21 protein-coding genes and 2 tRNA genes are annotated in these 23946 nt (G+C 43.6%); 6 read left to right on the plus strand and 17 right to left on the minus strand.

Annotation, left to right across the window (positions count from 1 at the left end):
* Positions 1 to 134: 134 nt before the first annotated feature.
* From ACWQ4X_RS12440 to ACWQ4X_RS12475, 8 genes are read right to left on the minus strand one after another with little or no spacing between them, the layout of a single operon-like run.
* Positions 135 to 1007, minus strand: a complete 873-nt coding sequence (locus tag ACWQ4X_RS12440; protein ID WP_457903855.1) for a hypothetical protein — start codon at positions 1005 to 1007, stop codon at positions 135 to 137.
* Positions 1008 to 1020: 13 nt separating this feature from the next.
* Positions 1021 to 2100, minus strand: coding sequence for a 3-dehydroquinate synthase (aroB, locus tag ACWQ4X_RS12445; protein ID WP_457903856.1), 1080 nt, complete (start codon positions 2098 to 2100; stop codon positions 1021 to 1023).
* Positions 2101 to 2120: 20 nt separating this feature from the next.
* A complete protein-coding gene (aroK, locus tag ACWQ4X_RS12450) occupies positions 2121 to 2663 on the minus strand; it encodes a shikimate kinase AroK (RefSeq protein ID WP_457903857.1) in 543 nt (180 codons plus the stop codon).
* 37 nt (positions 2664 to 2700) lie between these two features.
* Positions 2701 to 4827 (minus strand): type IV pilus secretin PilQ, encoded by a 2127-nt coding sequence (gene pilQ, locus ACWQ4X_RS12455; RefSeq protein ID WP_457903878.1) that lies wholly within the window; start codon positions 4825 to 4827, stop codon positions 2701 to 2703.
* 60 nt (positions 4828 to 4887) lie between these two features.
* Positions 4888 to 5415, minus strand: coding sequence for a pilus assembly protein PilP (locus tag ACWQ4X_RS12460; protein WP_161932964.1), 528 nt, complete (start codon positions 5413 to 5415; stop codon positions 4888 to 4890).
* Positions 5415 to 6158 carry a type 4a pilus biogenesis protein PilO gene (locus ACWQ4X_RS12465; RefSeq protein ID WP_457903858.1) on the minus strand — a complete coding sequence of 248 codons (744 nt, stop codon included), beginning with the start codon at positions 6156 to 6158 and terminating at the stop codon, positions 5415 to 5417. The genes ACWQ4X_RS12460 and ACWQ4X_RS12465 overlap by 1 nt, the downstream gene beginning before the upstream one ends.
* A complete protein-coding gene (locus tag ACWQ4X_RS12470) occupies positions 6155 to 6802 on the minus strand; it encodes a PilN domain-containing protein (RefSeq protein ID WP_457903859.1) in 648 nt (215 codons plus the stop codon). Before ACWQ4X_RS12470 ends, ACWQ4X_RS12465 begins: the two co-directional genes overlap by 4 nt.
* The gene (locus ACWQ4X_RS12475) at positions 6802 to 7860 is read right to left on the minus strand and encodes a pilus assembly protein PilM (protein WP_016168709.1); all 1059 of its coding nucleotides are present in this window, start codon (positions 7858 to 7860) and stop codon (positions 6802 to 6804) included. Before ACWQ4X_RS12475 ends, ACWQ4X_RS12470 begins: the two co-directional genes overlap by 1 nt.
* Positions 7861 to 8025: 165 nt before the next feature.
* Between ACWQ4X_RS12475 and ponA the strand changes: the two genes are divergently transcribed.
* Positions 8026 to 10551 (plus strand): penicillin-binding protein PBP1a, encoded by a 2526-nt coding sequence (gene ponA / locus ACWQ4X_RS12480; protein ID WP_457903860.1) that lies wholly within the window; start codon positions 8026 to 8028, stop codon positions 10549 to 10551.
* Positions 10552 to 10603: 52 nt separating this feature from the next.
* Here the strand turns inward: ponA and ACWQ4X_RS12485 are convergent, their stop codons facing one another.
* The 8 genes from ACWQ4X_RS12485 to ACWQ4X_RS12520 form a co-directional block, all read right to left on the minus strand.
* A complete protein-coding gene (locus ACWQ4X_RS12485; RefSeq protein ID WP_161933072.1) occupies positions 10604 to 11407 on the minus strand; it encodes a putative RNA methyltransferase in 804 nt (267 codons plus the stop codon).
* 70 nt (positions 11408 to 11477) lie between these two features.
* Positions 11478 to 12596 carry a phospho-N-acetylmuramoyl-pentapeptide-transferase gene (gene mraY / locus ACWQ4X_RS12490; RefSeq protein ID WP_016168712.1) on the minus strand — a complete coding sequence of 373 codons (1119 nt, stop codon included), beginning with the start codon at positions 12594 to 12596 and terminating at the stop codon, positions 11478 to 11480.
* A gap of 1 nt (position 12597) precedes the next feature.
* Positions 12598 to 14007, minus strand: coding sequence for a UDP-N-acetylmuramoyl-tripeptide--D-alanyl-D-alanine ligase (locus tag ACWQ4X_RS12495; RefSeq protein ID WP_457903861.1), 1410 nt, complete (start codon positions 14005 to 14007; stop codon positions 12598 to 12600).
* Positions 14008 to 14016: 9 nt separating this feature from the next.
* Positions 14017 to 15513 (minus strand): UDP-N-acetylmuramoyl-L-alanyl-D-glutamate--2,6-diaminopimelate ligase, encoded by a 1497-nt coding sequence (locus tag ACWQ4X_RS12500; RefSeq protein ID WP_457903862.1) that lies wholly within the window; start codon positions 15511 to 15513, stop codon positions 14017 to 14019.
* A gap of 10 nt (positions 15514 to 15523) precedes the next feature.
* Entirely contained in the window at positions 15524 to 17347 is a 1824-nt protein-coding gene (ftsI, locus tag ACWQ4X_RS12505; RefSeq protein WP_100241932.1) for a penicillin-binding protein PBP3, read from the minus strand.
* 12 nt (positions 17348 to 17359) lie between these two features.
* Positions 17360 to 17623 carry a cell division protein FtsL gene (ftsL, locus tag ACWQ4X_RS12510; RefSeq protein WP_374530694.1) on the minus strand — a complete coding sequence of 88 codons (264 nt, stop codon included), beginning with the start codon at positions 17621 to 17623 and terminating at the stop codon, positions 17360 to 17362.
* 80 nt (positions 17624 to 17703) lie between these two features.
* Entirely contained in the window at positions 17704 to 18615 is a 912-nt protein-coding gene (gene rsmH, locus ACWQ4X_RS12515) for a 16S rRNA (cytosine(1402)-N(4))-methyltransferase RsmH (protein ID WP_457903863.1), read from the minus strand.
* A gap of 175 nt (positions 18616 to 18790) precedes the next feature.
* On the minus strand, positions 18791 to 19792 hold the full coding sequence (locus ACWQ4X_RS12520; RefSeq protein ID WP_457903864.1) for a sulfate ABC transporter substrate-binding protein: 1002 nt from the start codon (positions 19790 to 19792) through the stop codon (positions 18791 to 18793).
* Between the two features lie 401 nt (positions 19793 to 20193).
* Between ACWQ4X_RS12520 and ACWQ4X_RS12525 the strand changes: the two genes are divergently transcribed.
* The 5 genes from ACWQ4X_RS12525 to ACWQ4X_RS12545 all read left to right on the plus strand — a co-directional run bounded on the left by ACWQ4X_RS12525 (position 20194) and on the right by ACWQ4X_RS12545 (position 22830).
* Positions 20194 to 20490: a hypothetical protein gene (locus tag ACWQ4X_RS12525; protein ID WP_044739705.1), complete on the plus strand. Its 297-nt coding sequence runs from the start codon at positions 20194 to 20196 to the stop codon at positions 20488 to 20490.
* Positions 20491 to 20613: 123 nt separating this feature from the next.
* The gene (gltX, locus tag ACWQ4X_RS12530; RefSeq protein ID WP_457903865.1) at positions 20614 to 22122 is read left to right on the plus strand and encodes a glutamate--tRNA ligase; all 1509 of its coding nucleotides are present in this window, start codon (positions 20614 to 20616) and stop codon (positions 22120 to 22122) included.
* A 57-nt stretch (positions 22123 to 22179) separates the two neighbouring features.
* Positions 22180 to 22255, plus strand: a tRNA-Ala gene (locus tag ACWQ4X_RS12535).
* Between the two features lie 30 nt (positions 22256 to 22285).
* Positions 22286 to 22361, plus strand: a tRNA-Glu gene (locus tag ACWQ4X_RS12540).
* Between the two features lie 127 nt (positions 22362 to 22488).
* Complete coding sequence (locus tag ACWQ4X_RS12545) at positions 22489 to 22830, plus strand: hypothetical protein (protein WP_100241964.1); 342 nt, start codon at positions 22489 to 22491, stop codon at positions 22828 to 22830.
* Between the two features lie 28 nt (positions 22831 to 22858).
* Here ACWQ4X_RS12545 and ACWQ4X_RS12550 read toward each other — a convergent pair whose 3' ends face one another.
* Positions 22859 to 23830 carry a cation diffusion facilitator family transporter gene (locus ACWQ4X_RS12550; protein WP_457903866.1) on the minus strand — a complete coding sequence of 324 codons (972 nt, stop codon included), beginning with the start codon at positions 23828 to 23830 and terminating at the stop codon, positions 22859 to 22861.
* Between the last annotated feature and the right edge of the window lie 116 nt (positions 23831 to 23946).

A 23946-nucleotide genomic window follows, 5' to 3' on the forward strand; every position in this document is an offset into this window, starting at 1 on the left:
GCTGATTAAATTCTTTTAAAGGTAGAAATATCAAGTGTTCGACCTCAATTGGCATCTTTTAAGCATTATTTTAATTGCACCATTTTTGCGCATTTAATCATTGGTATAGCACAATATGCGCCATTTTAGAACGATTAATTAAACGGATCTGCAATTTCTTGGCGCACTGGAGTGCTGCTATATGACGTTGAATTGGTTGATTTTGAATTATTCTCGGTATGAGATTGAGATTTTTGCACATCAATCACATTGCCGTCCGCATCTCTGCGCGTAACTGTAGTACTCGTGGTCGCATTACCCACATCGGCCTGACTGGAATTAGCACTCGCAGGCTTCGGCTTATTTGCATTGAGCATAGTTACATCAATTTTAGGTAAAGCCGCAGGACTGAGTTTCACGGCGTATAGTTGTGTCGAGCCCTGCATTTCTTCCATACCCATATCATTCACTTGAGCTGCGTAGCCTTCCAAAGCTCGTACTTGCGGCTGTACAGATGCAGGCAATTTCAGGTCAAGCTGCGCAAGTGCCTGCTTCGCCTCATTTTCACCTGAATACACACCATAAAACAAAACATATTGTTCTTGCTGTTGTTCTCCGCTTAAACGGAGATAAAAATAATTTTGTCGATTCCCCTGTTTATTTAAATAACTTTTAATAATGTCTTCTTCAGTTACATGAAAAAGCTCAATCGCCGTTTTATTTTTTTGCTCTGCAATAAACTTACTGCCACGAAATTCACTCGCATGATTTCCCGTTGCCACCACTCTAGTGGTCAGTGCAATCGGGCGCACCTCTTCTTGCAATGTACCTAAATTAGTTGTTGCTGTGACGCGTGCAGGCTGAATCTGCAACTCTGCATCTGATTCAACTGCTTTATTAACCTCTACCAGTTCTTCACTAGTATCCGACCCAGCCCAAAATATCAATGCAATAAAAAGACACACCACTCCGCCCACAAGCCAGATATAGCGCTGTGTATTTTGCCAATGTGTGCGGAGCGTTGTCATATGTAACCTTCTATTATATTTGATTCGCAACAATTGCCTGCTGCATCAATTCTACATCGAATTCTTTGGTGATCACGGCTTGACCAAGCTGTTTTAACAAAACCAGTCGCAATTGACCATTCAGCACTTTTTTGTCATGCGCCATATAACCCAAGAAGTCATCTAATGGAATCGCAGGACATACTATCGGCAAACCTGCACGCTGTATGATTGTTTTTGTACGCTCAAGATCGACTTCAGAAATCCACCCCATACGGTGAGACAAATCTGCTGCCATCACCATGCCTGTCGCCACAGCCTCACCATGCAACCACACCCCATAGCCTAAATAGGATTCAATCGCATGACCAAAAGTGTGTCCTAAATTCAACAACGCACGTTCACCTTGTTCTTTTTCATCATTTGCAACAATGCGCGCTTTATGCGCACAAGAACGATAAACTGCTTCAGCCAATAATGCAGGATCACGCGCAACCAGCCCCTCCATGTTTGCTTCAAGCCAGACCAGAAAGTCCTCATCTCCAAGCAAAGCATACTTAATCACTTCTGCTAAACCAGCGGATAATTCACGATCAGGCAAGCTTTTCAGTTGCGACATATCTGCCAGCACCACTTGCGGTTGCTGAAAAGCCCCAATCATGTTTTTCCCGAGTGGATGATTAATGCCAGTTTTGCCACCCACACTGGAATCCACTTGAGATAGCAGTGTCGTCGGTACTTGGATAAAATACACACCACGCTGGAAACAGGCAGATGCAAATCCTGCCATATCCCCAATGACCCCACCACCTAAAGCCAATACCGTACAATCTCGGTTAAATCCCGCTTCAAGCAAAGCATCAAAGATCAGATTCAAATGTTGAATATCTTTATATTTTTCACCATCAGGCAAAATACAAGTAGCGACTTTCTTACCCAAAGCCTCAATTGCTTGCACATAATGATCTAAATACAAAGGTTGAATCGTGGTATTGGTCACAATCATTACTTGTTGCCCCAAAATATAAGGTGCAAGTAAAGTTTGAGGATCTAAATCACTGCCAATGAAAATAGGGTAACGGCGTTCACCGAGTTCTACATGTAAAGTTTGCATGAATTCAACTGCTTTTCTATTCAATCAATCGGTTGTGAGGTAATCATGGTTAAGATTTTATGTGCCAGATCACGTGCAGCACCTTGATTGGTCTCAATCACATAATGAGCAACATCACGATACAAAGGGTCTCGAATCGCAAGTAAGTCTCGGAGTTTTTGCTCTGGATTTTCCACTTGCAACAGTGGGCGATTCTTATCGCGATAGGTCCGCTGTAGCTGGATTTCGACAGGAGTATAGAGATAAACAACAATACCACGTTGCTTTAAGAAAGCACGATTCGGGGCTTGAGTGACTGCCCCCCCCCCTGTAGCAAGTACCAAATGAGGGCGTGCGGTCAACTCATCAATCACAACAGTTTCACGGGTACGAAACCCCGTTTCACCTTCTTTTTCAAAAATCCACGGAATGGTCGCCCCTGTTTTTCGCTCAATTTCATGATCACTATCTAGAAATTCTCGGCCTAACAATTCCGCCAAATGCCGTCCAACTGTTGTTTTTCCCGCCCCCATCGGCCCTACCAAATAGATATTTGGTAGGGAATTAAACTCTTTGCTTGGCAAGGAGTCACCTATTAATTTTGTTTAAATTGAAAATATATTAATGATTTCTTGGAACACTGTCATTAACAATTCGTGGTGTCACAAAAATCAAGAGCTCTTGCTTGTCATCTGACTTGGTATCTTTTCTAAATAACCAGCCTAAATAAGGAATATCCCCCAAGAAAGGCACCTTGGTTTGTGAGTTACTAGTCGTTTGTTCAAATACTCCACCCAAAATTACCGTTTCACCATTATTCACCAAGACATTGGTTGTAATAGTGTTTTTATTCAAGATCAACTCACCGTTTGGCGCTTCACCCGCAATTGAATCCTTTGCAATATCAAGCTGCATTTGAACTTTACCATCTGGAGTGATACTTGGAGTCACCTCAAGGCTTAATAAAGCCTCTTTAAAAGACGTAGTTGCTGTGGAACCTGAAGCCGAGTTGGTCGTAGTTTGATAAGGCACTTCTTGACCTGTCGCCACTTTAGCTTTTTGCTTATCACCTGTCAGTACTTTTGGTGTTGAAATAACTTCACCATAACCATCCGCTTGTAAGGCTGAAAGCTCTAAATCCAACATAAAATCAGATAAGCTAATTAAGCTAAATGCAATTTGTCCAGCGGGATTGGTAACACCCAAATCCACATTCAAGTTATCTGGACGTTGGATGGTATATTTACCATCATCATCAGGTGTTTTTAGATCCCATAGCGTCTGGTCACTACCACCTACTAAGAGATCATTATTACTATTAATCCCTTGCGATAGAATCCCCCACTTCACCCCCATCTCTTTGGTAAATGAAGTAGATGCACGCACAATACGTGCTTCAACCATCACTTGCTGTACTTGCACATCTAATAGATCAATCATCTTACGAATTTGATCAATTTTCTGTGAGGTATCATTAATAATCAGCATATTGGTACGAGGATCAATTGAAACAGTCCCTCGTGGACTCAATAAGCTACCTACACTATCCCCTAAAGGATCTATATTATTACTATTACTTGAATTATTAGAATTCGAAGCATTTTTACCCTGCGTAATCATTTTTTCAATGTCACTAGCTTTAGCATAGTTCAATTGAATATATTCGGTTTGCAGAGGAGCAAGCTTTACGCTTTGTGCGATTGCTTTCGCTTCTTCTTCTTCGGCTTTGATGAGTTCTGAAACAGGAGCAATCCAAATCACATTGCCATTACGACGCTTATCTAGGTTTTTGGTTTTAAGAATAATATCGAGTGCTTGATCCCAAGGAACATCTTTTAAACGCAGTGTAATATTGCCTTGCACTGTATCCGCAGCAACCATATTAATGCCAGTAAAGTCAGCCAACAACTGTAATACACGACGTACTTCAATATCCTGAAAATCGAGTGAAATTTTCTTGCCTGTATAGCTATTTGACGCATGCGGTTTCATCGGATTCTTATCAACAGGGCGTTTCAAGCTAATTGTCAGCTTATTTTCCGCCTGATAAGCCATATACTCATAACTACCAGAAGACTGAATGGTAATAACTCCATTATTACCATCATTATAAGCATCCACAGTCGCCACTGGTGTCGCAAAGTCATTCACATTTAAACGGCGAGTTAAATGGGCTGGAATTTTAGTCCCCAACATGCGAACCACAATTTTACTGCCTTGTTGTTGTACATCTGCAGGCGTGTTACTGCCTAACAAATCAATAACAACTTGACCTTCACCTTCCGAGCCACGCTGAAAACCGATATTTGAAACACCTTGAGTTGGTGCCTTGACACTGGTCGCTACTGGTGTAGCAAAATTATTATCGGTTGAATTAATTTTCAGAATAAAGGTGTTGCCTTCAACACGTGTGGTAAATGCACCTGCATCAGTCAGATTCACCGTTAAACGTGAGCGCTGGGCATCTGAAGACACATCGACCGAACTTGCCTCTTTAGTCGCAACTTTAATATTGCTTTGTTTTAAGGTCTGTTGTGCTTTATCAAAGTCTAAAATCAGACGCGATGGTTGTTCCAACTGGTACGCTTGCGGTTGCGGTGGAATCCCATTAAACATCACACGAATTTCTGTACCTTGTCCCGGTATTTGCATCGGCACAACATTGGTCATGCTCACTTGTGCGCTGGCTGCTTGCATCACCGCCATCGCTACTGCACCCATAGAAAATTGACGGAAAATATGATTCATTGTATTACCATCCCCAAATATAAAATCTTGAATACTGTTTTTCATTTTTATTCCTTTAAATTAAGGTGCAGGCCCAATTAAAACCAGACTACGTGGGCGCTCAACATAACCTTCTCTTCCATCTGGAATAATTTCTATTAAGTCAATCTGTGTAGGCGTAATTTTTACAATGCGCCCTTGATTCATGCCCATATAGTTACCAATTAGCACACGCTCAATCTCACCATCAGGTGTCTGAATTAACCCCAAAATTTGCCCAGACTGATTTCGCATACTGCCTTTCATATTCAAGGATTCTAAAGCATAACTTTCGAGTGGTTGAGGCTGACGTGAGAAGTTCGGATAAACACGTTTACCTGCCATAATTTTTAATTCTGCCGCCAGTGAACTCGGCATAAATGGACTTTTTAATTGATGCGCGGCATAGTTAAAAGTCGGTACAGGCGGAAATACTGGGGCAGGTTCAATCGGCATTGGTTGCTGATTACGAATATTGACCATTTCCATATTCACAGCATCAATACGCGAATCACACCCCACTAGCACCAACCCACACATCAAAGCAAATGCTATTTTCTCAAATTTCATTACTTCGCTCCTTCTGGAGTAACTGCTGTCGGAGCAGTCGCTGTACTCGTACCAACTGCCGCATTTTGACTATCTTGATTACCCACATAGCGATATGTTCTCGCCTTAGCCACATATGTTACTTGCGGAATTTCCGACTTTTTGTCATTACTAATTGAAGATGTAATATCAAAGTCATGCAAGGTCACAATACGTGGTAATGCCGCAATTCCACTCACAAATGAGCCGAAAGCATGGTAATCACCCGTCGCTTCAATACTGATCGGCTGTTCAATAAAAAATTCTTGCTTAACTTCTGGCTCTAAACGGATATTCTTAAACTTCAGTCCAGAATTCACACCAGTCACGTTAATATCTTCAACCAAACCTGGAATTTCGGTTTCTTTAGGCAACTGTTCAAGCTGCTGGTTAAAGTTTGCCTCCATTTCCTGTAACTGTGCTTGATACTGCTGAAGGTTACGTAACTTTGAATCTTTTTCTCTGAATTCATTCAGTAGATTTTGCTCTTGTGCATGTGCACTGGAGATTGCATCTAATTTCGGTTTAATCACTAAAAAGTAACCCACCGCACAGATTAAGAAAACAATAAAAACCCAGCAGGTAATTTTTACTGATAACGGCCAACTGCCATAATTATTTGGATCTAAAGTATTAAATTGTTGAAAAAACTTCTCCACTGTCATTTTTTTCTTCGGCTTAATGACAGCTTCCTGATTTAGCTCATCAAATTCATCACGACTCATTTTGCTGCCCCCGCTTTTGAACTAGCCACGGCATTTGCATCATTCGCAGCATCCGTAGTAGGCATTGCGATTTCATCCAGATCTGCAGTAACTACAAAGCTTCCATAACCATCCTCAACACGAGGAACAACCGAACTCGGTGCCTTGTTTTTGTTTTCTTCGACAGCCAAGAAGGAGTTCATAAAGGCATTACGATACCAAGGTGAAGCTTCTAGATTACGCAAGAATTCAGCCACAGCATTTGGACTTTCGGCCTTACCTTCGATGGTGAATTTATCGCCGATTCGTGAGAATTTGGTGATATACAAATTCGCAGGAACCACTCGCGCCATTTCATCAATCAAACGTACTGCGATAGGACGTTGACTTTGCAGCCCTTGAATCAACTTCATACGTTCTACAATGGCATTACGCTGCTCTTGTAAACCCTCTAAAGACTTTAACTGTACATCCAGATTTTGATTGGTACTAATAATCAGTTGGTTTGCTTGTTCTTGATCTTCAAGTTTATAGTTGTAATAGAACCACGCCATAACAACCAGTAACACCCCAATTAAAGCAGCCCCAATACAAATAACAATGAATTCTTTTTTCCGTTTCTCTCTTAGCTCATCACGCCAAGGGAGCAAGTTAATTTTTGCCATTAATCAAAACTCCTCAATGCCAGACCACACGCCACCAAGAGAGAGGAAGCATCATTTTCAATCTTTTTAATATCAATTTTTGGTGAAAAGCCCATTTGCAAAAATGGATTCGCAATCGTAACGCGATAACCTAATTTTTGTTGTAGCAGCTTCGCCAGACCTGGGATGTTGGCATTACCACCCGCCAACAAGATATGATCAATCTCGTTAAATTGCGAAGATGAAAAGAAGAATTGTAGTGAACGCGCTGCTTGTTGCACCACAGCTTCTAAAAATGGTTCTAAGACTTCAACATCATAATCATCGGGTAAGGTACGGCTTTTCTTGGCACGACCTGCTTCCTCAAAGGAAAGGCCATAACGGTTTTGAATTTCCTGAGTCAGCTGTTTTCCACCAAAGACCTGTTCACGGGTATAAATAATCTTGTCATTTTGCATCACAGACAAGGTGGTCATGGTATGCCCAATATCCAAAATCCCGACGGTATTCACCCCCATAGGCATGGTATCCGCAAAGACTTTATAGACATTTTCCATTGCGAAACTTTCCACATCCGCAATTTTAGGAGTCAAACCCGCCAGCTCCAGCACCTCAGAGCGTGCTTCGACATTTTCTAGACGTGTTGCGACCAAGAGTACATTGACGCGATTTGGATTCGCCAAACGGTCAGACAACACCTCAAAATCAAGACTGACTTCATCTAAAGGGAACGGAATATATTGTTCGGCATCCATACGGATTTGAACTTCACGCTCATCATCCGTCATATCCGCATCCATTTCGATAGTTTTACTAATCACCATAGATGTTGGAATGGCAATTGCAGCCGCATTTGATTGAACATTTGCTAGATTTAAAGCACGTTCCAAAGCATCCCCAATCGCTTCAGGATTTAAAATGTTCTTTTCAACAACACTGCCTTCTGGTAATGGGACCAAAGCATAGCTTTCCACCCAATAGCGACCGTTTTTTACAGACAGCTCTAACAACTTAACAGAAGTGGAACTAATATCTACTCCTATTAACCCCTTACTTGGCTTACGATATAACCTGAGCACAATACTATTCCTATTATTTTTTTATCCCCAATAGAAGTAACTAACCAACTGGCTGCGGTCTATAATTTTATACGGATACAATAACTCATTAACAATCCGTATCTGTAAACGGCTATACTGACCACCAATTAGTTTGCCATTAGCTCCTATTAAAACTTACTTGTTATGAAAAAGCTATCTTGTTCAGGCCGTGTTCATCCATTTTTTTTGATCATAATTATAGTCTTGGTCGCAATTCCTATGGGGTTTTATGGCATGTATCTCTATATTGCCCCCTCTTTGCCTGAAATGAGCATCCTAAAAAAAGCACCCTTATTAAAACCATTACAAGTATATAGTGCAGATCAACAACTGATTGCAGAATATGGTGGCAAACTTTCTGTACCTGTTGAGTATGATCAAATCCCACGTACATTCATTCATGCTTTTTTGGCTGCAGAAGATTCGGCCTTTTTTGAACACAGTGGCATTAGTTTTAAGGGGCTAGGACGCGCGGTCAGTGAAAGCATTACAGGGTCAAATGTTCAAACAGGTGGCTCGACCATTACCATGCAGGTGGCAAAAAACTATTACCTTAGCCCTGAACGCACTTTAAAGCGTAAATTGACCGAGGTTTTCCTTGCGCGCAAGATTGAGCAAAACCTGAGTAAAGAAGAAATTCTCACGCTCTATGTGAACAAGATTTTTTTGGGTAAAAATGCCTATGGGATCGCTGCTGCTGCCAAGATTTACTACAACAAAAACCTTGAAGATTTAAGTATTGCACAAATGGCTATGATTGCAGGTCTTCCAAAAGCACCTTCAAAATACAATCCCGTCGCTAATCCAGAGCGTGCACTAGAGCGTCGCAACTGGATTTTGGGTCGTATGTTACAACTGGGCTATATCAACCAAGAACAATATCAAACTGCAATTGCTGAACCCATCAACCTAGACATGCCTGACCGTGGCGTGAGCAATTTGTTTCCGTACGTCGGGGAAATGGTTCGCTCAGAATTGGTCAGTAAATTTGGTGAGCAAGCGATTGATTCTGGGTATAAAGTTTATACGACCATCAATAGCCAACGCCAATTCTTCGCAGAACAATCGGTACAAGATGGTTTGGAAGCCTATGACCGACGCCATGGCTGGCGTGGTGCAGAAGCCCACGATAAAGATCTAAAACAGTTCACTGCCTATGCCAACACCTATCCTGCCAAAGTCACCAAAGTCAACGACACTTCTTTTGAAGCCTTTATGCAGGATGGTTCTAGCGTGACTGTACCTTGGTCTGGCATGTCTTGGGCGCGTCCCTATCGCAACGCCAACAGTGTTGGTGCTGCACCCAGTCGTGCATCTCAAATTGTCAAAGTCAAAGATATTGTGCGCTTAAGACCCAATGCAGACAAAAGCTCATGGGCTTTGGTTCAAATTCCCAAGGTACAAGGTCAACTGATTGCGTTGAATCCAAACAATGGTGCGATTGAAGCGGTTGTCGGTGGTTATAATTTTTATCAATCTAAATTCAACCGTGCCTTACAGGGCTGGCGTCAACCTGGTTCGACCATTAAACCCTTTGTCTATGCTTTGGCTTTAGAGCGTGGCATGACGCCTTTTACCATGGTCAACGACAGCCCAATTACCATTGGCAAGTGGTCACCTCGAAATTCAGATGGTCGCTACTTGGGTATGATTCCATTGCGTCGCGCCCTCTATTTATCACGTAATACTGTTTCTGTCCGGTTACTGCAAGCTGTAGGGATTGAACGTACTCGCCAATTATTTATGGATTTTGGTCTGCAAGAGGACCAAATCCCCAATAACTACACCATCGCCTTAGGGACACCGCAAGTCCTGCCAATTCAAATGGCAACAGGTTATGCCACATTTGCCAATGGTGGTTATCGCATTCAACCACACTTTATTGATCGTATTGAAGATGCGTATGGCAAAGTCATTTATCAATCCAATCCAGAATATGCTTGTATCGAATGCATTAATGCAAAAGAAGATGCTTCTGATTCAGCAGCACCTGTAACACCTGACGATGAAGTCATTGAGGTCACCAACCAAGCTGCGGAAGCCAAAGTTACAGAGCCCAGTGCGACCAATCCAGAATATCGCCAAGCACAGCGTATTTTAAAATCCAGTTCAGCTTTTGATATGGCCAACATCCTCAAAGATGTGATTCAGCACGGTACTGGCCGTGCTGCACTCAAAATTGGTCGTGATGACTTGGGGGGTAAAACAGGAACCACCAATGATGCTAAAGATGCGTGGTTTGCTGGTTTTAATGGCAAATTGGTCAGTGTTGCATGGGTCGGCTTTGACCAACCCACCACTTTAGGTCGTCGTGAATATGGTGGCGTTGCTGCACTACCGATCTGGACCAACTTTATGGACAATGCTCTAAAAGGCACACCATCTGCTTGGGTACATTTGGATCAAAATGCCAAAGCACCAACTTTGCATAATGACACACAATTTATTGAAGGTGAGACCAAAAAGGACTACCGCTCTTCACCACCTTTGGCTCAGCCTTTATCACGTCCAAAACCTGCTGCACCCGCACGGGCACCTGAACGTGATTTTGATGACTTACCTGATGAAGAAGCCTTGGTTCCAAGTGATCAAGCGCCTCCAGCCATGCAAAACGCACCTGCGACAAAAAAGGCTGATGCCATTGAACATCTGATTGATCAGTTCCAATAAGCGATGCATAACAGCATATAAAAAGCCCTCTATTTGAGGGCTTTTTATATGCTTATTTCTTTTGAAATAAATACAATTGGAACTGTGCGGTTACGCGAAATTCAGCTAATGCTTCCAATGCACTCCGTCGTTCAACCTTAGCTTTGTAAGCGTAGGGCGTCATTGCAATCAGGTTCTTTAACTGTTGTTGCGGCAACTGCAATTCAGCACTCACCACCTGCGATTCAAGCAAGTCAAAATCAGAAGCCAGCTGCTGCACAAATTTATTCGGCTCATGTGGTTTGACTTCCTCAAATAGCGCTTCTCGCAAAGCAAACAAATGTTCTGGTGCAGGCGTCACCACCAACAAGTAACCTTTGTCTTTTAAAACACGCAAGATTTCTTGCTGCGGAATAGGACTAAATAGGCTGCTACACAAATCAATCGATTGATCTAATACAGGTAAGGTTGCGCCCGTACCCACCACCCACGTGACGTCTGGATTCAGTTTAGCTGCAACTTGTACTGCATTTTTCGCAATATCCACACCGACACATTGCAATACTTCAGACTGCATGGCAGCTGTGTAATAGCCTTCACCACATCCAATATCCAACAGGTTTTCAATGCGAAGCTGACGTAATTTCTCTACCACAGCCTGCTGCAAAGGCGCATAGAACCCCGCACTTAGGAATGCACGACGCGCTTGTACCGATTCAACCGTATCCCCAGGTGTTTTACTGTGCTTATGCTGTACAACATGTAAATTCACATAACCTTGTTTAGCCACATCGTAACTATGACGATTCTCACATTGCCACGTCTTTTCGACCAAACTTAATTTCTCACGACATACAGGGCACATGAGTAGATTCATCATATTCTCCAAAAACTGCCCATAAAATAAAAAGGTCGGCATATGCCGACCTGATTTTTACGGATTTTGCTTAGCGCAATTTTAAAGTCATTAGACCCAAAACCACCAGCATAATTGTGATAATCCAGAAACGAATCACCACTTGGGTTTCACGCCAGCCTTTTTTCTCATAATGATGATGCAATGGTGCCATCAAAAACACCCGCTTATTGCGCATGCGCAGTGAACCAATTTGCAGGAAGACCGAAATCGCCTCCACCACAAATACACCACCCATAATTGCAAATACGATTTCTTGACGAACCATCACGGCAATCGTGCCCAGCATTGCACCCAGCGATAACGCACCGACATCGCCCATAAATACCTGAGCAGGATGTGCGTTATACCAGAGGAAAGCCAAACCTGCGCCAATCATGGCTGCACAGATCACCACCAGTTCAGAAGAGTATTTGACATAAGGAATATGTAGGTAGTTAGCAAAACGTACATCACCCGCCAAGTAGGCAAAGACACCTAGACCCGCAGCCACCAGTACAATCGGCATGATCGCTAGACCATCCAGACCATCCGTCAGGTTCACGGCATTGGATGCCCCGTTGATCACCAGATAGGTAAAGATAATAAAGCCAATCCCTAACGGTATCGCTGACAATGGAATACTGAGGTTCTTAAAGAATGGAATCAGCAAATCCAGCATATTCGCGGTATGCACTGGATTATCTTGTTGTTTAGCAATCACATACAACGCAATGCCCGCACCTATCGACGCAACCGATGTCCAGAAAAACTTCTTCCGCGCTGGCAAACCAGCATTGTCTTTATAACGGATTTTAATCCAGTCATCCGCCCAGCCGACAGCACCAAAAATCACCATCACGCCCAAGACAATCCAGACATAAGGGTTGGATAAATCTGCCCAAAGCAAGGTCGAAATTCCGATTGAAAGCAGAATCAGCACCCCGCCCATGGTCGGTGTACCCATCTTCTTGGCATGGTTTTCTGGGGCAAAGGTACTCACCGCCTGGCCATATTTTAAGGCTTGTAACTTACGGATCATGACTGGACCCAGCACCAATCCAATAGAAAGTGCGGTCAAAACGCTGAGCAATGAACGTAATGTTAAATAGCGTACTACTTGGAATGAGCTGTGATAGCCCGCAAGCTGTTCAAATAACCATAACAGCATTTTAGAGTTTCTCCATCAAGTCAGTCATCAACGTTTCCATATGGGTATAACGAGAACCTTTAAACAGGAAACTCATCGACTGGGGTTGATGTGTTTCGACTAAACTAATTAAAAACGGTAAGGCTTGTTCTTGATTCAAGAAGGCCTGTAATTTTTTACCATATTGGGTACTGCGCGCACCTTCTTGCGTTGCAGGTGAGAATTCACCGACCGCCACCACGAAGTTAATGCCTTTGATCGAAACCAAATCACGACCCAGCATATAATGTTGCTGTGCCGCACTTTGACCCAGCTCACCAATATCACCAATCACCATCACACGGACACCGTCTTGCTGTGCAAGCACTTCACCTGCTGCACGCATGGACGTTGGATTAGCATTATAAGTATCATCAATGAACAGATAAGGGGTTTTCTGAATAAAGTTCAATCGACCTTTGGCACCTTTCGCCTGCTCTAGACCGAGCACAATATCATCAAGGTCAATACCTATCGCCAGTGCAAAAGCAACCGCAGCCGTCGCATTCTGCACATTATGCTCACCGGCAAAAGGTAAGTTCACAACACGCTCGCCTTGCGGGGTATGTAAGGTAAAACTTGCCGATTGCGCTTGTAACTGCACATTCGAAGCATAAACATCACCGCCCTGACCAAAACTCAAGACTTGCTCTGTGTGTACCATTTGGCGAATTTGATCGGTAAAATCATCTGCTGCAGGAACTATCGCGGTCCCTGTCGGGGCAATGTGTGCATAAATTTCAGATTTGGCACGGCAAATCCCGTCACGACCGCCAAACTCGCCCAAGTGCGCTGTCCCGATATTGAGAATACCTGCTACATGGGGTTGAACCAATTGTGAAGTGTAATCAATTTCACCCTGATGACTGGCGCCCAACTCCATAACCGCATAACGATGCTCTGCGCGTAACTCTAACAACATCATCGGAACACCCAAATCATTGTTCAAATTACCGCGTGTAATCAGGGTCGGTGCAAGACGCGACAAAATACTACCGAGCATTTCTTTGGTGGTGGTTTTACCACTACTCCCCGTCAATGCAATCACTTTTAAATCTTGATGCTGTGCACGTCGATAAGCCCCCAAATGCCCCAACGCTAAACGCGTATCTGGCACGACCAACTGGCAAATATCCGCATCAACAGGCTGACTGACAATCGCCACCTCACAGCCCTGCTCTGCAACTTTTGCAACGAAATCATGTGCATCAAAACGCTCACCTTTCAGCGCTAAAAATGCATCACCCTGCTCCGCATGACGTGAATCGGTCAAAATACGTTTAATGTCAGCGCTTGGCAGTCGATCATGCAGCCAATAACCCTGTGTGGCTGCCAGCAACTCTGCTGCAGTCCATGGTTCTAAAGGAACGGTACTGGTGGTTGAAGTATGCATCTGTATTTCCTATTGCGCGGGATATGCTGAATCGGTAGCGTGATGTTGGGCATCAAGGGCAGCTTGCACCTCAACCACATCATCAAACCAGTGCCGAACACCTTCAATTTCTTGATAGTTCTCATGCCCTTTACCTGCAATCACTACAATATCACCTGCCTGCGCAGTTTTAACTGCAAATTTAATCGCTTCGCGGCGGTCATGAATTTCATGCACCACATATCCTGAGAAATCAATGTCCGCTTTCATATCCGCAAAGATCTGTTCTGGATTTTCAGTCCGTGGATTGTCCGAAGTCAACAGCACCACATCGGCACCATTTAAAGCGGCTTGGGTCATCAATGGTCGTTTACCGCGATCTCGATCACCACCACAGCCAAACACCGCCCATAAATTCTGTTCAACATGGCGCTTCAAGGTGGTTAAGACTTGCACCAAGGCATCTGGGGTATGTGCATAATCCACCACAAACAAGCGCGCATCATCACGAATCACCTGCATGCGTCCCGGTGCACCTTTAAGTTGCGGAACTGTTGCAATCAACTGTGCCAAATCAAAACCTGAATGTTGCGCCACAATCAAACTGGCGACCAGATTTTCAATATTGAAATGTCCAAGCAGTGGACTTTGCACTATGAATTGCCCTTGCGCGGTCACTAAACTGAAATTCGCACCCGACAAACTGTATTGAATATCCTGAACTTGATAATCCGCAGCTTGGGTCATGGAATAGGTCAAAATCTGTGGTTTGGCTGGGTTGGCTTGTGCTGCCGCCAACATCAGTGCTGCATATTCATCATCCAGATTAATAACCGCAAATTTCAAAGACTCAAATTTAAACAGCAGCGCTTTGGCTTCGGCATAGGCTTCCAGTGTGCCGTGATAATCCAGATGATCTCGACTTAAATTGCTATACGCTGCAATCTCAATCGCACAACCCGTTAAACGCCCTTGCTCTAAACCGTGCGAACTCGCTTCAATCGAGGCAAATTTTGCCCCTTGTTTTGCGTAATTGTGCAAGGCATTTTGCAACTGTAAAGCATCAAGCGTGGTATGAGATGAGCTTTCTAGATTCGGAAGAATGCCATTACCCGTAGTGCCCATCACGGCACATGGCTGACCTTGTAGTAGCAACAACTCTGCCACCAATCTGGAAATGGTGGTCTTACCGTTGGTTCCTGTCACCGCCAAAATCGGCAGCGCTGCTGTTGGAGATACCGCTTGCAAATACTGTTTTTGCCACGCACCCATCAAATGACGGACTTCAGGTACCACCAGACTCGGAGCAAGCCCCAACTCGGTTTCGCTGATAATTGCCAATGCCCCTTGATCCAAGGCAGCCTGCGCAAATTGCACCGTTTTTTCTGGCTGACTTAAACTATTTAAAGCAATAAAAATTTGTCCAGTCTCAACATGGCGACTGTCTAAACAAAAACCTTGAAAAGGTTGTTTCATCCATCCAGCGATCTGATCAGAAGGATACAGTTCTTGAAATGTAATTGACATTCAGCACCTATTACTGGATTTTCGGCGTGTCTAAAGGTTTATCTAAAGGCACATTCATTAAACGGAGAGACTCTTGCATTACGCGAGCAAATACAGGTGCTGCAACCAAACCACCATAATATTGACCTTGTGGGTTTTCCACCACCACAAAGATCGCCAGACGTGGATCACTCACAGGCGCTACCCCTGAAAACAGCGCACGATATTCTTTTTCTGAATAGCCTTTACGGTCAGCCCGTAATTTATGTGCCGTCCCTGTTTTACCTGCGACACGATAACCCGGAATGTTAGCTTGACGTGCTGTACCGCCTGGCAAAGTCACGGCTTCCATCATCAACAGCACTTGATCGGCAATTTTCGGATCAATCATTTGCTGACCTTTTGGTGGTTCTTCCAGCTTATATAAACTTAAAGGAACTTTGACTCCGTGATTGGCCAACATCGCATAAGCATCCACCATTTGTAGCACCGTCGCGTTAATACCATAACCATAGGCCATGGTCGCCACTTCCGAGACATTCCACTTGCTTGGTGGTAAAACCAGACCCGAACTTTCACCTGGGAATTTCACGGCTGAACGTTCACCAAAACCCACACGCTTCAAGAAAGTCGGTAAAGTTGAATATGGCAAGGACAAGGCAATTTTTGCGACACCCACGTTCGACGATTTTTGGATAATCCCCGCCAGCGTTAACTGTCCATAGTTATGGGTATCGCGAATGGTGTGATTACCGACGCGCATCGAACCCGGCGAGGTATTCACCACGGTATTGGGTTGATATTTACCCGTTTCCAAAGCCATCGCGACCGTTAAGGGCTTCATGGTTGAACCTGGTTCAAACATGTCCGTCGCACCACGGTTACGCATGGCATCTTTGTTGGCTAAGCCATTCTTGTCATTCGGGTTATAAGACGGCCAACTGGTCATCGCCAAGATTTCGCCCGTTTTCACATCTACGGCAATAGCAGATGCAGAACGTGCATTATTGGCAACCCCTGCCGCAGTCAATTCGCGATAGAGAATATATTGCAGACGCGAGTCGATACTTAGGGTAATATTTTCCCCAGACTCGACTTCTTTAACCACTTCAGGGTCTTTGACTCGGTTACCCTTCTTATCACGCACCACTTGCTGCTCACCATCTACACCTGCAAGGCGCTTGTTGAGCTGCATTTCCAAACCTTCAATCCCGACCCCTTCACTATTGGTCAAGCCAATAATTTGCGCATTCGGCTGCGGTTGCGGGTAATAACGTTTGTAGTTTTTCTCGGTGTACACCCCTTGGAATTCACGTTTCTCGATCAACTCAGCCTGCTGCGGCGGAATCTCTTTTTGCAACACCAAATAGCGCGAACGCGGGCGCTCATTCATTTTTTTCTTGAGTTCGGTGCGATCCATACCTACCGCATCAGCCAACTCATCTAAGTTAAGATTTTTATCGGGCAACTGACGCTTTAATTTGCGGTTGTGTGGATCTTTCGCCAATTCAGCAGTAATTTCATCAAACAGTTTTTTATTATCAAAATAATCACGCGGGTCAATCACCACCTTCATCACAGGGGTACTGATTGCCAACGGCACACCATGACGATCATAAATTACGCCACGCATGGCTTTTAATCTTTCGGTGCGCAAAATATTGGCATTGGCTTTGTTTTGTAAAAAGTCACGATTGATGACTTGCACATAGAATGCACGCCCCACAAGAGCGATAAAGCACATGAGTACCACCGCCCACATCAGATAAAAACGCCACATCTCGACGCTGATGGCATTTTTTCCCGTAATTGACTGCTGCTTTTTACGTGGTTGCTTGGTCTGCTTGTCTACCATATACAGCTAGCCTTATTTTTTATCATCTGAAGTCATAGGTAAAGAAATCACAACCGTTTGCGCGGTTGGCGGTGAATACATTCGAAGCTGGGTGACGGCACGCGTACCAATCTGTGCTGTCGCACCAAAGGTTTGCTGCTCAATCAATAAACGTCCCCACTCTGCATTCAAATCATCGCGTTCGCGCATAAATGAACTGAGTTCACGATAATCATGGCGGTATTCAAACACCTGAAATACCACCATAATTGCGCTGATAAACACCAAAATTAACATGCAGGCATACGTAATATATTTCTTCGTCCGCAATTTTTCTGCTTTCTTTTCGACTGCTTCAGTTTTCATGGTTTGCCTTTTTAAACTAAGCGTTCCGCAACACGAAGCCAAGCACTACGGGAACGTGGATTGGCTTTTACTTCTTCTTCGCTGGCACGTACACGCGAAATTTTCTTCAAACGACGGGTATCTTGCTGTTGTTGTGGTAAACCCCATCCTGAGTCTTCAGGCAATGTTGATTCTTTCTGAATAAATTGTTTAATCAGGCGATCTTCCAGAGAATGGAAGCTAATCACCGCCAAACGTCCTTCAGGTTTAAGCACCTCAACGGCTTGAGGCAGGAAAGCTTCAATATCTTCTAATTCTTTATTAATCGCAATACGTATTGCCTGAAATGTACGTGTTGCAGCATGTTTATTTTTTTCCCACTTGGGATGCGCGACTTTCACAATCTCTGCCAACTGGCGTGTGGTGTCGATTTGACCCGCAGCTTTAATGGCTTTGGCGATACGACGGCTATAACGCTCTTCACCATATTGGAAAATCACATTCGCCAAGGCTTCTTCTTCAATCTGCATTAACCATTCGGCTGCCGTTGGACCTTGCGAGTTGTCCATCCGCATGTCCAATGGACCATCCTGCATAAAACTAAAGCCACGTTCAGCCTGATCCAGTTGCGGTGAAGACACGCCTAAATCCGCCATGACCCCGTCGACATGTTCTAAACCCAATGCAGCCAATTCTTGTTGTAGGTCTGCGAAACTGGCATGAATAATATGAAAGCGTGGATCTTCTGCCTCCAATTCGGCTGCAACAGCCAAAGCTTGCGGATCTTTGTCAAAGGCATACACGGTAGAATTTGCATCGAGTTTTGAAAGCAACAAGCGCGTATGTCCGCCACGACCAAAGGTGCCATCGACATAAATTCCTGTATTCCGACCTGCCAACAAGGCATCCACAGTTTCATGAAGTAATACAGAAATATGAGACATAACAGTGCAATCAAAGTACCAAAAATTTAACTGCACATTATTACCTTGTTTTATCAAAGCTCCAAACGTCTTTTTGTAGGGAAATATTACTTTCCATAGAGAAAACCGTTTCTATTGTATGCCTTCAACAAAAAAAGCCTCCTTTGGAGACTTTTTTGTACTGTTTTCAGTCTGTTTAATGGGCTTGATTATAGATTTGATCAAATATCGCCCCATTCACAAAATGCGTTTGCTGTGCTTTTGCCCAACCACCAAAAACATCACCAATGGTGAACAGTTTCAGCTTCGAAAATTGTGCCGAATATTTGGCGGCCGCTTGTGCATTGCGTGGACGGAAATAATATTGGGCGGCCAAATCTTGCCCCTTAGGCGAATACAAATAATTGAGATAGCCCTTGGCTAAATTGCGGTTGCCATTTTTATCTACCGTTTTATCGACAATCGCAACCGAAGGTTCTGCCAAAATTGAAATGGAAGGATAAACAATTTCAAACTGGCCTTTGCCCAAGCCCTTGGTTGCCAATAAAGCCTCATTTTCCCAAGACAGCAACACATCCCCAATACCACGCTCGGCAAATGTGGTTAGCGACCCGCGTGCACCCGAGTCCAATACTTTGACATTGTGATAAAGATTTTTGACCAACTCACGGGCTTTGGCATCATTTCCACCCGGCTGTTTCAGCGCATAACCCCAAGCCGCCAGATAAATCCAGCGCGGTGCGCCCCCTGTTTTCGGGTTTGGGGTAATAATTTCTACCCCGGGCCTGACCAAATCATTCCAGTCTTTAATCTGCTTCGGATTGCCTTTACGCACTAAAAACACCACGGTTGAGGTATAAGGTGCAGAATTGTTCGGAAATTCTTTTTGCCAGTTTTTATCGATATAACCTGCTTTCACAATTTCATCGATATCGTTGGCTAAAGCCAAAGTCACCACATCTGCTTCCAGCCCTGTTGCTACGGCACGCGCCTGTTTACCCGAACCGCCATGCGACTGCTTAAATTCAATCTCCTGCCCTGTGCGCTGTTTCCAATATTGTCCAAATTCTTTGTTATATTCCTGATAGAACTCGCGAGTGGGATCATAAGACACATTCAAAAAGCTTTTCGCTGCAAATGCCTGTCCAGAAACCCCTGCCAAGATGGCGATTCCAAATGCTAAGATGTTTTTATTCATGTGCTCACTCTAATCACTGTTTTTAGCACTATATTTTTAATAAATTATTTTAACAATCATAAACATATAATCATTTAAGCGTAGTTTTTCTGATTTTCAGATATATAAAATGTTGCAATATACACAAAGAAATATGCTGAAAAGATGTCATGAAATAGTCTAAAATTTGTCACAATATTACAATCTTCATGATGTCTTCATATTTATTTGCTACAACAGCAAGTCATCAATATTAATGTAACAATGATGCGTAGAATCGCTTAGATTTTCTTATCTTTTTGTAAAAAGTGTGACGCAAGTCTACTTTTATGTTTCTAAAGATGTTTAAATTGTAGCTATAGTATGTTGAACATTATTTGATAAAAAAGTTCTCAACATATTGAGTTAAAGGGGAATTCGAGATGAACTTACACTATTTGCAAGCGATTTGCCTCAGCCTTGGCTTGGGTCTCATGGCACAAACAGGCCATACGGCTGCCATTAAAGCCACCATGAACAAAAGCGTTGCCCCTGAAAAAGTCTCTTTGATTGAGAAAGCACTCAATCAACAAAAGCAGGGTGACAATTATTTACAGGCAGACAATAACCTGAAAGTTCTGACTGCAATTAAAGTTGCGCCAACACAAAGTTTCTTTGCGACACAGAACGAACGCTTCTCTCGTTTTTTACAGTCGATTTTCCCGCAAAATAATTCTTGATCCAAAACACCAATTTCCCCCTTTGAAATTGGTGACAAGCCCAATCACAAATGTTGAATTTAGCATTAAGTGATTGGGCTTTTTCGTTATAATAGCCCCAGTTCACCTTTTGAAAATATTGTTATGACTATTCGTACCCGTATTGCTCCCTCACCAACAGGGTTTCCTCATGTAGGAACTGCCTACATCGCGTTATTTAACATGTGTTTTGCGAAAAAACACGGTGGCGAATTTATCCTACGTATTGAAGATACCGACCAACTTCGCTCTACTCCTGAATCTGAAAAAATGATTTTAGATTCTTTACGCTGGTTGGGTTTGAACTGGTCTGAAGGTCCAGATGTTGGGGGGCCTCACGCGCCTTACCGCCAATCTGAGCGTATGCATATCTACAAACAATATGCTTTGGACTTGGTTGAAAAAGGTCATGCGTTCTACTGCTTCGCAACGGCTGAAGAGTTGGATCAAATGCGTGAAGAACAGCAGGCACGTGGCGAAACACAAAAATATGATGGTCGCGGCTTAAAACTGACCCAAGAAGAAGTACAACGTCGTCTTGCAGCAGGCGAACCCCATGTAATTCGTATGAAAGTGCCTGAAGAAGGCGTGTGCAAAATTAATGACTTATTACGCGGTGAGGTTGAAATTCCTTGGGCGCAAGTCGACATGCAAGTGTTATTAAAAACCGATGGTTTGCCAACTTATCACTTGGCCAACGTAGTTGACGACCATTTGATGGAAATCACTCACGTGCTGCGTGGTGAAGAATGGTTGCCATCTGCGCCAAAACATCAGTTGCTGTATCAATATTTTGGTTGGGAAATGCCAACCCTGTGCCACATGCCATTGTTGCGTAACCCAGACAAATCAAAACTGTCTAAACGTAAAAACCCGACTTCAATCAACTACTACCGTGATATCGGTGTTTTGCCTGAAGCGCTCTTGAACTACTTGGGTCGTATGGGCTGGTCTATGCCTGACGAACGTGAAGTCTTTACCTTAAATGACATGGTTGAACACTTTGATGTACAGCGCGTGTCTTTGGGTGGTCCAATTTTTGATGTGGAAAAACTCAATTGGCTGAATGGTCAATGGATTAAATCCCTCACCCCTGGTCAGTTGCTGGATCGTCTATTGAGCTGGAAAAGTGACCGCAATACCCTAGAAGATATTGCTGCTGCGATTCAGCCACGTATTCACTTACTTTCTGAAGCTGTGAATTGGGCAGGTTTCTATTTCAACCATATGCCTCAAATTACTAAAGAGCAGTTTGAAAGCAAGAAATTGACTGAAGAACAAGTCCGTCAAAGTTTACAGTTTGCGATCTGGCGTTTAGAAAGCCAGTTCACATGGAACAATGACACGGTCAGCCAGATCCTGATGGATTTAGCCAACCAGATGAACATTAAACTGCGTGATTTCATGCCAGCGTTCTTTATTGCCATCGCAGGTTCAACCTCTTCGACTCCTGTGATGCAATCCATGGTGACTTTAGGACCAGACTTGACCTTCGCCCGTTTACGTCATGCACTGGAAATTGTCGGTGCGCCGAGTAAAAAAGAAGCAAAAGTATGGGAAAAACTCAATGAAAGCCTGAAATTGCCGAAAAATAATGCAATTGAACAAGCTTAATTAAATTAGCTGTTGACGTGTGAGCAGAATATCCCTAATATTGCGCTCACACAGACTGGGGTCATAGCTCAGTTGGTAGAGCGCTACAATGGCATTGTAGAGGTCAGCGGTTCGATCCCGCTTGACTCCACCAAAAAATCGTTTTACCTGTGTTGCCTCATAAGTCCCTATCGTCTAGAGGCCTAGGACATCGCCCTTTCACGGCGGTAACCGGGGTTCGAATCCCCGTAGGGACGCCAGATTCAAAAAAGCCACTGTTCAACAGTGGCTTTTTTATTGCCGCAACGAAAGATAAATGGCCTGAATTATTTTGGCTCTGCGCAACATTCCGCTAAAATACATCCAGATCAAAATAATGGAGCTGAAATGCAATACCGTTGCCCAAAATGCCAAAGTCCAAAGATTATGCCTGTTGCTCAAGGCAATACGCCTGCGACACGTCCAGTTGTACCAAAAAGCTTGGTCTTTCTGGTCCCTTCGATTTTTGTTTTACTCTTGTTGGTATTGATTAGCATCGCCATGTGGTTATTTGGTGATGGTGCGGGTTCAACGCTGCAAATTGCAACTGTCGTAGTATTTGTGATCTGTGCTGTTGCAGGTTTCTTGTTTTACCGTGATTTGCCTGATTTTAAAATTTCAATGCAAGCCTTTATGCAATCGCAAAAGAAATGGAAATGCCGCGAATGCGAGCATGAGTGGGAAATCTAACTATTCTTCCACAACACTTCACATCAGCTTAATGCTGATGTGAATGATCATGTGCTTGGTGTTCCGTGTGCACATGTTCATCTGACTGATGTGGATGCGGCTCGCTATGTGCATGTGCCAGACATTCATCATCTTCAATCTGTAAGGTCATTTCGGCAATGCCATGTTGCTGATGTAGCATTGCAGACGCTGCCTGATACAGCTGCTTCTGATCGGCTTGTGGCGCATACAGATGTACGGTCAGATGGATATTCTTGGAGCTAATGGCCCAGACCTTGAGCTGGTGAATACTTTCCACTTCAGGCAATTGCAGTAAATCTTGGCGTAATTGCTCAATATCAATTTCTTCAGGCACTCCTTCCAATAAAATATTGATGCTTTGCTTGAGTAAAATCCATGTGCGTGGCAACACCCAGAACCCAATCAGCACTGCAATCAGCGTATCCACCCAAAACCACTGGGTAAAATAAATCACAATCGCCCCGATAATCACTCCCACCGAACCCAAGGCATCACTCAATACCTCCAAGTAGGCCCCTTTTACATTCAAACTTTCCTGTGCACTGGAAAATAAAATACGCATGGAAATCAAATTGATGATTAAGCCAATTACAGCCACGACCAGCATGCCCACACTCTGAATTTCAGGTGGGTGACTAAAGCGCTGATAGGCTTCGTATAAAATATAAATCGCAACCAAGAACAGCATCAGCGCATTGAAAAGTGCCGCCAAAATTTCAAAACGTTGATAACCAAAAGTGCGTTTATCGTCGGCAGGCAATTTCCCAATTTTTATGGCAACCAACGCAATCGCCAGCGCAGCCGCATCGGTAAACATATGCGCGGCATCGGAAAGCAATGCCAAACTCTGGGTCATAAAGCCTGCAATCACTTCAATAATCAGAAATAGACTGGTCAAAGCCAAAGCGACACTTAATTTTTTGGCATTTTGTTCAGTGACTTGCGCATGTGAATGATCATGCCCATGTGATCCACTCATGGTTTGCCCTCTTTGGATTGTTATCTGCATCACTTCGTCTTATTTCAGCAACAAAATAAGACGGATGACTTTTAAAATTGTATGAAAATAATTATCATTTACAAAATTAAAACTTT

The organism is Acinetobacter sp. NigerLNRRAM0016 (genome assembly GCF_054112845.1).

Coding starts and splice junctions, on each gene's coding strand:
- ACWQ4X_RS12485 (WP_161933072.1), bottom strand. CDS start 11,407: ATGAATCTACTCATGTGCCCTGTATGTCGTGAGAAATTAAGTTTGGTC.
- ftsI (WP_100241932.1), bottom strand. CDS start 17,347: ATGGTAGACAAGCAGACCAAGCAACCACGTAAAAAGCAGCAGTCAATT.
- ACWQ4X_RS12550 (WP_457903866.1), bottom strand. CDS start 23,830: ATGAGTGGATCACATGGGCATGATCATTCACATGCGCAAGTCACTGAA.
- ponA (WP_457903860.1), top strand. CDS start 8,026: ATGAAAAAGCTATCTTGTTCAGGCCGTGTTCATCCATTTTTTTTGATC.
- ACWQ4X_RS12500 (WP_457903862.1), bottom strand. CDS start 15,513: ATGTCAATTACATTTCAAGAACTGTATCCTTCTGATCAGATCGCTGGA.
- ACWQ4X_RS12545 (WP_100241964.1), top strand. CDS start 22,489: ATGCAATACCGTTGCCCAAAATGCCAAAGTCCAAAGATTATGCCTGTT.
- mraY (WP_016168712.1), bottom strand. CDS start 12,596: ATGCTGTTATGGTTATTTGAACAGCTTGCGGGCTATCACAGCTCATTC.
- ACWQ4X_RS12470 (WP_457903859.1), bottom strand. CDS start 6,802: ATGGCAAAAATTAACTTGCTCCCTTGGCGTGATGAGCTAAGAGAGAAA.
- ACWQ4X_RS12495 (WP_457903861.1), bottom strand. CDS start 14,007: ATGCATACTTCAACCACCAGTACCGTTCCTTTAGAACCATGGACTGCA.
- ACWQ4X_RS12520 (WP_457903864.1), bottom strand. CDS start 19,792: ATGAATAAAAACATCTTAGCATTTGGAATCGCCATCTTGGCAGGGGTT.
- pilQ (WP_457903878.1), bottom strand. CDS start 4,827: ATGAATCATATTTTCCGTCAATTTTCTATGGGTGCAGTAGCGATGGCG.
- gltX (WP_457903865.1), top strand. CDS start 20,614: ATGACTATTCGTACCCGTATTGCTCCCTCACCAACAGGGTTTCCTCAT.
- ACWQ4X_RS12440 (WP_457903855.1), bottom strand. CDS start 1,007: ATGACAACGCTCCGCACACATTGGCAAAATACACAGCGCTATATCTGG.
- ACWQ4X_RS12460 (WP_161932964.1), bottom strand. CDS start 5,415: ATGAAATTTGAGAAAATAGCATTTGCTTTGATGTGTGGGTTGGTGCTA.
- ACWQ4X_RS12525 (WP_044739705.1), top strand. CDS start 20,194: ATGAACTTACACTATTTGCAAGCGATTTGCCTCAGCCTTGGCTTGGGT.
- ACWQ4X_RS12465 (WP_457903858.1), bottom strand. CDS start 6,158: ATGAGTCGTGATGAATTTGATGAGCTAAATCAGGAAGCTGTCATTAAG.
- ftsL (WP_374530694.1), bottom strand. CDS start 17,623: ATGTTAATTTTGGTGTTTATCAGCGCAATTATGGTGGTATTTCAGGTG.
- aroB (WP_457903856.1), bottom strand. CDS start 2,100: ATGCAAACTTTACATGTAGAACTCGGTGAACGCCGTTACCCTATTTTC.
- rsmH (WP_457903863.1), bottom strand. CDS start 18,615: ATGTCTCATATTTCTGTATTACTTCATGAAACTGTGGATGCCTTGTTG.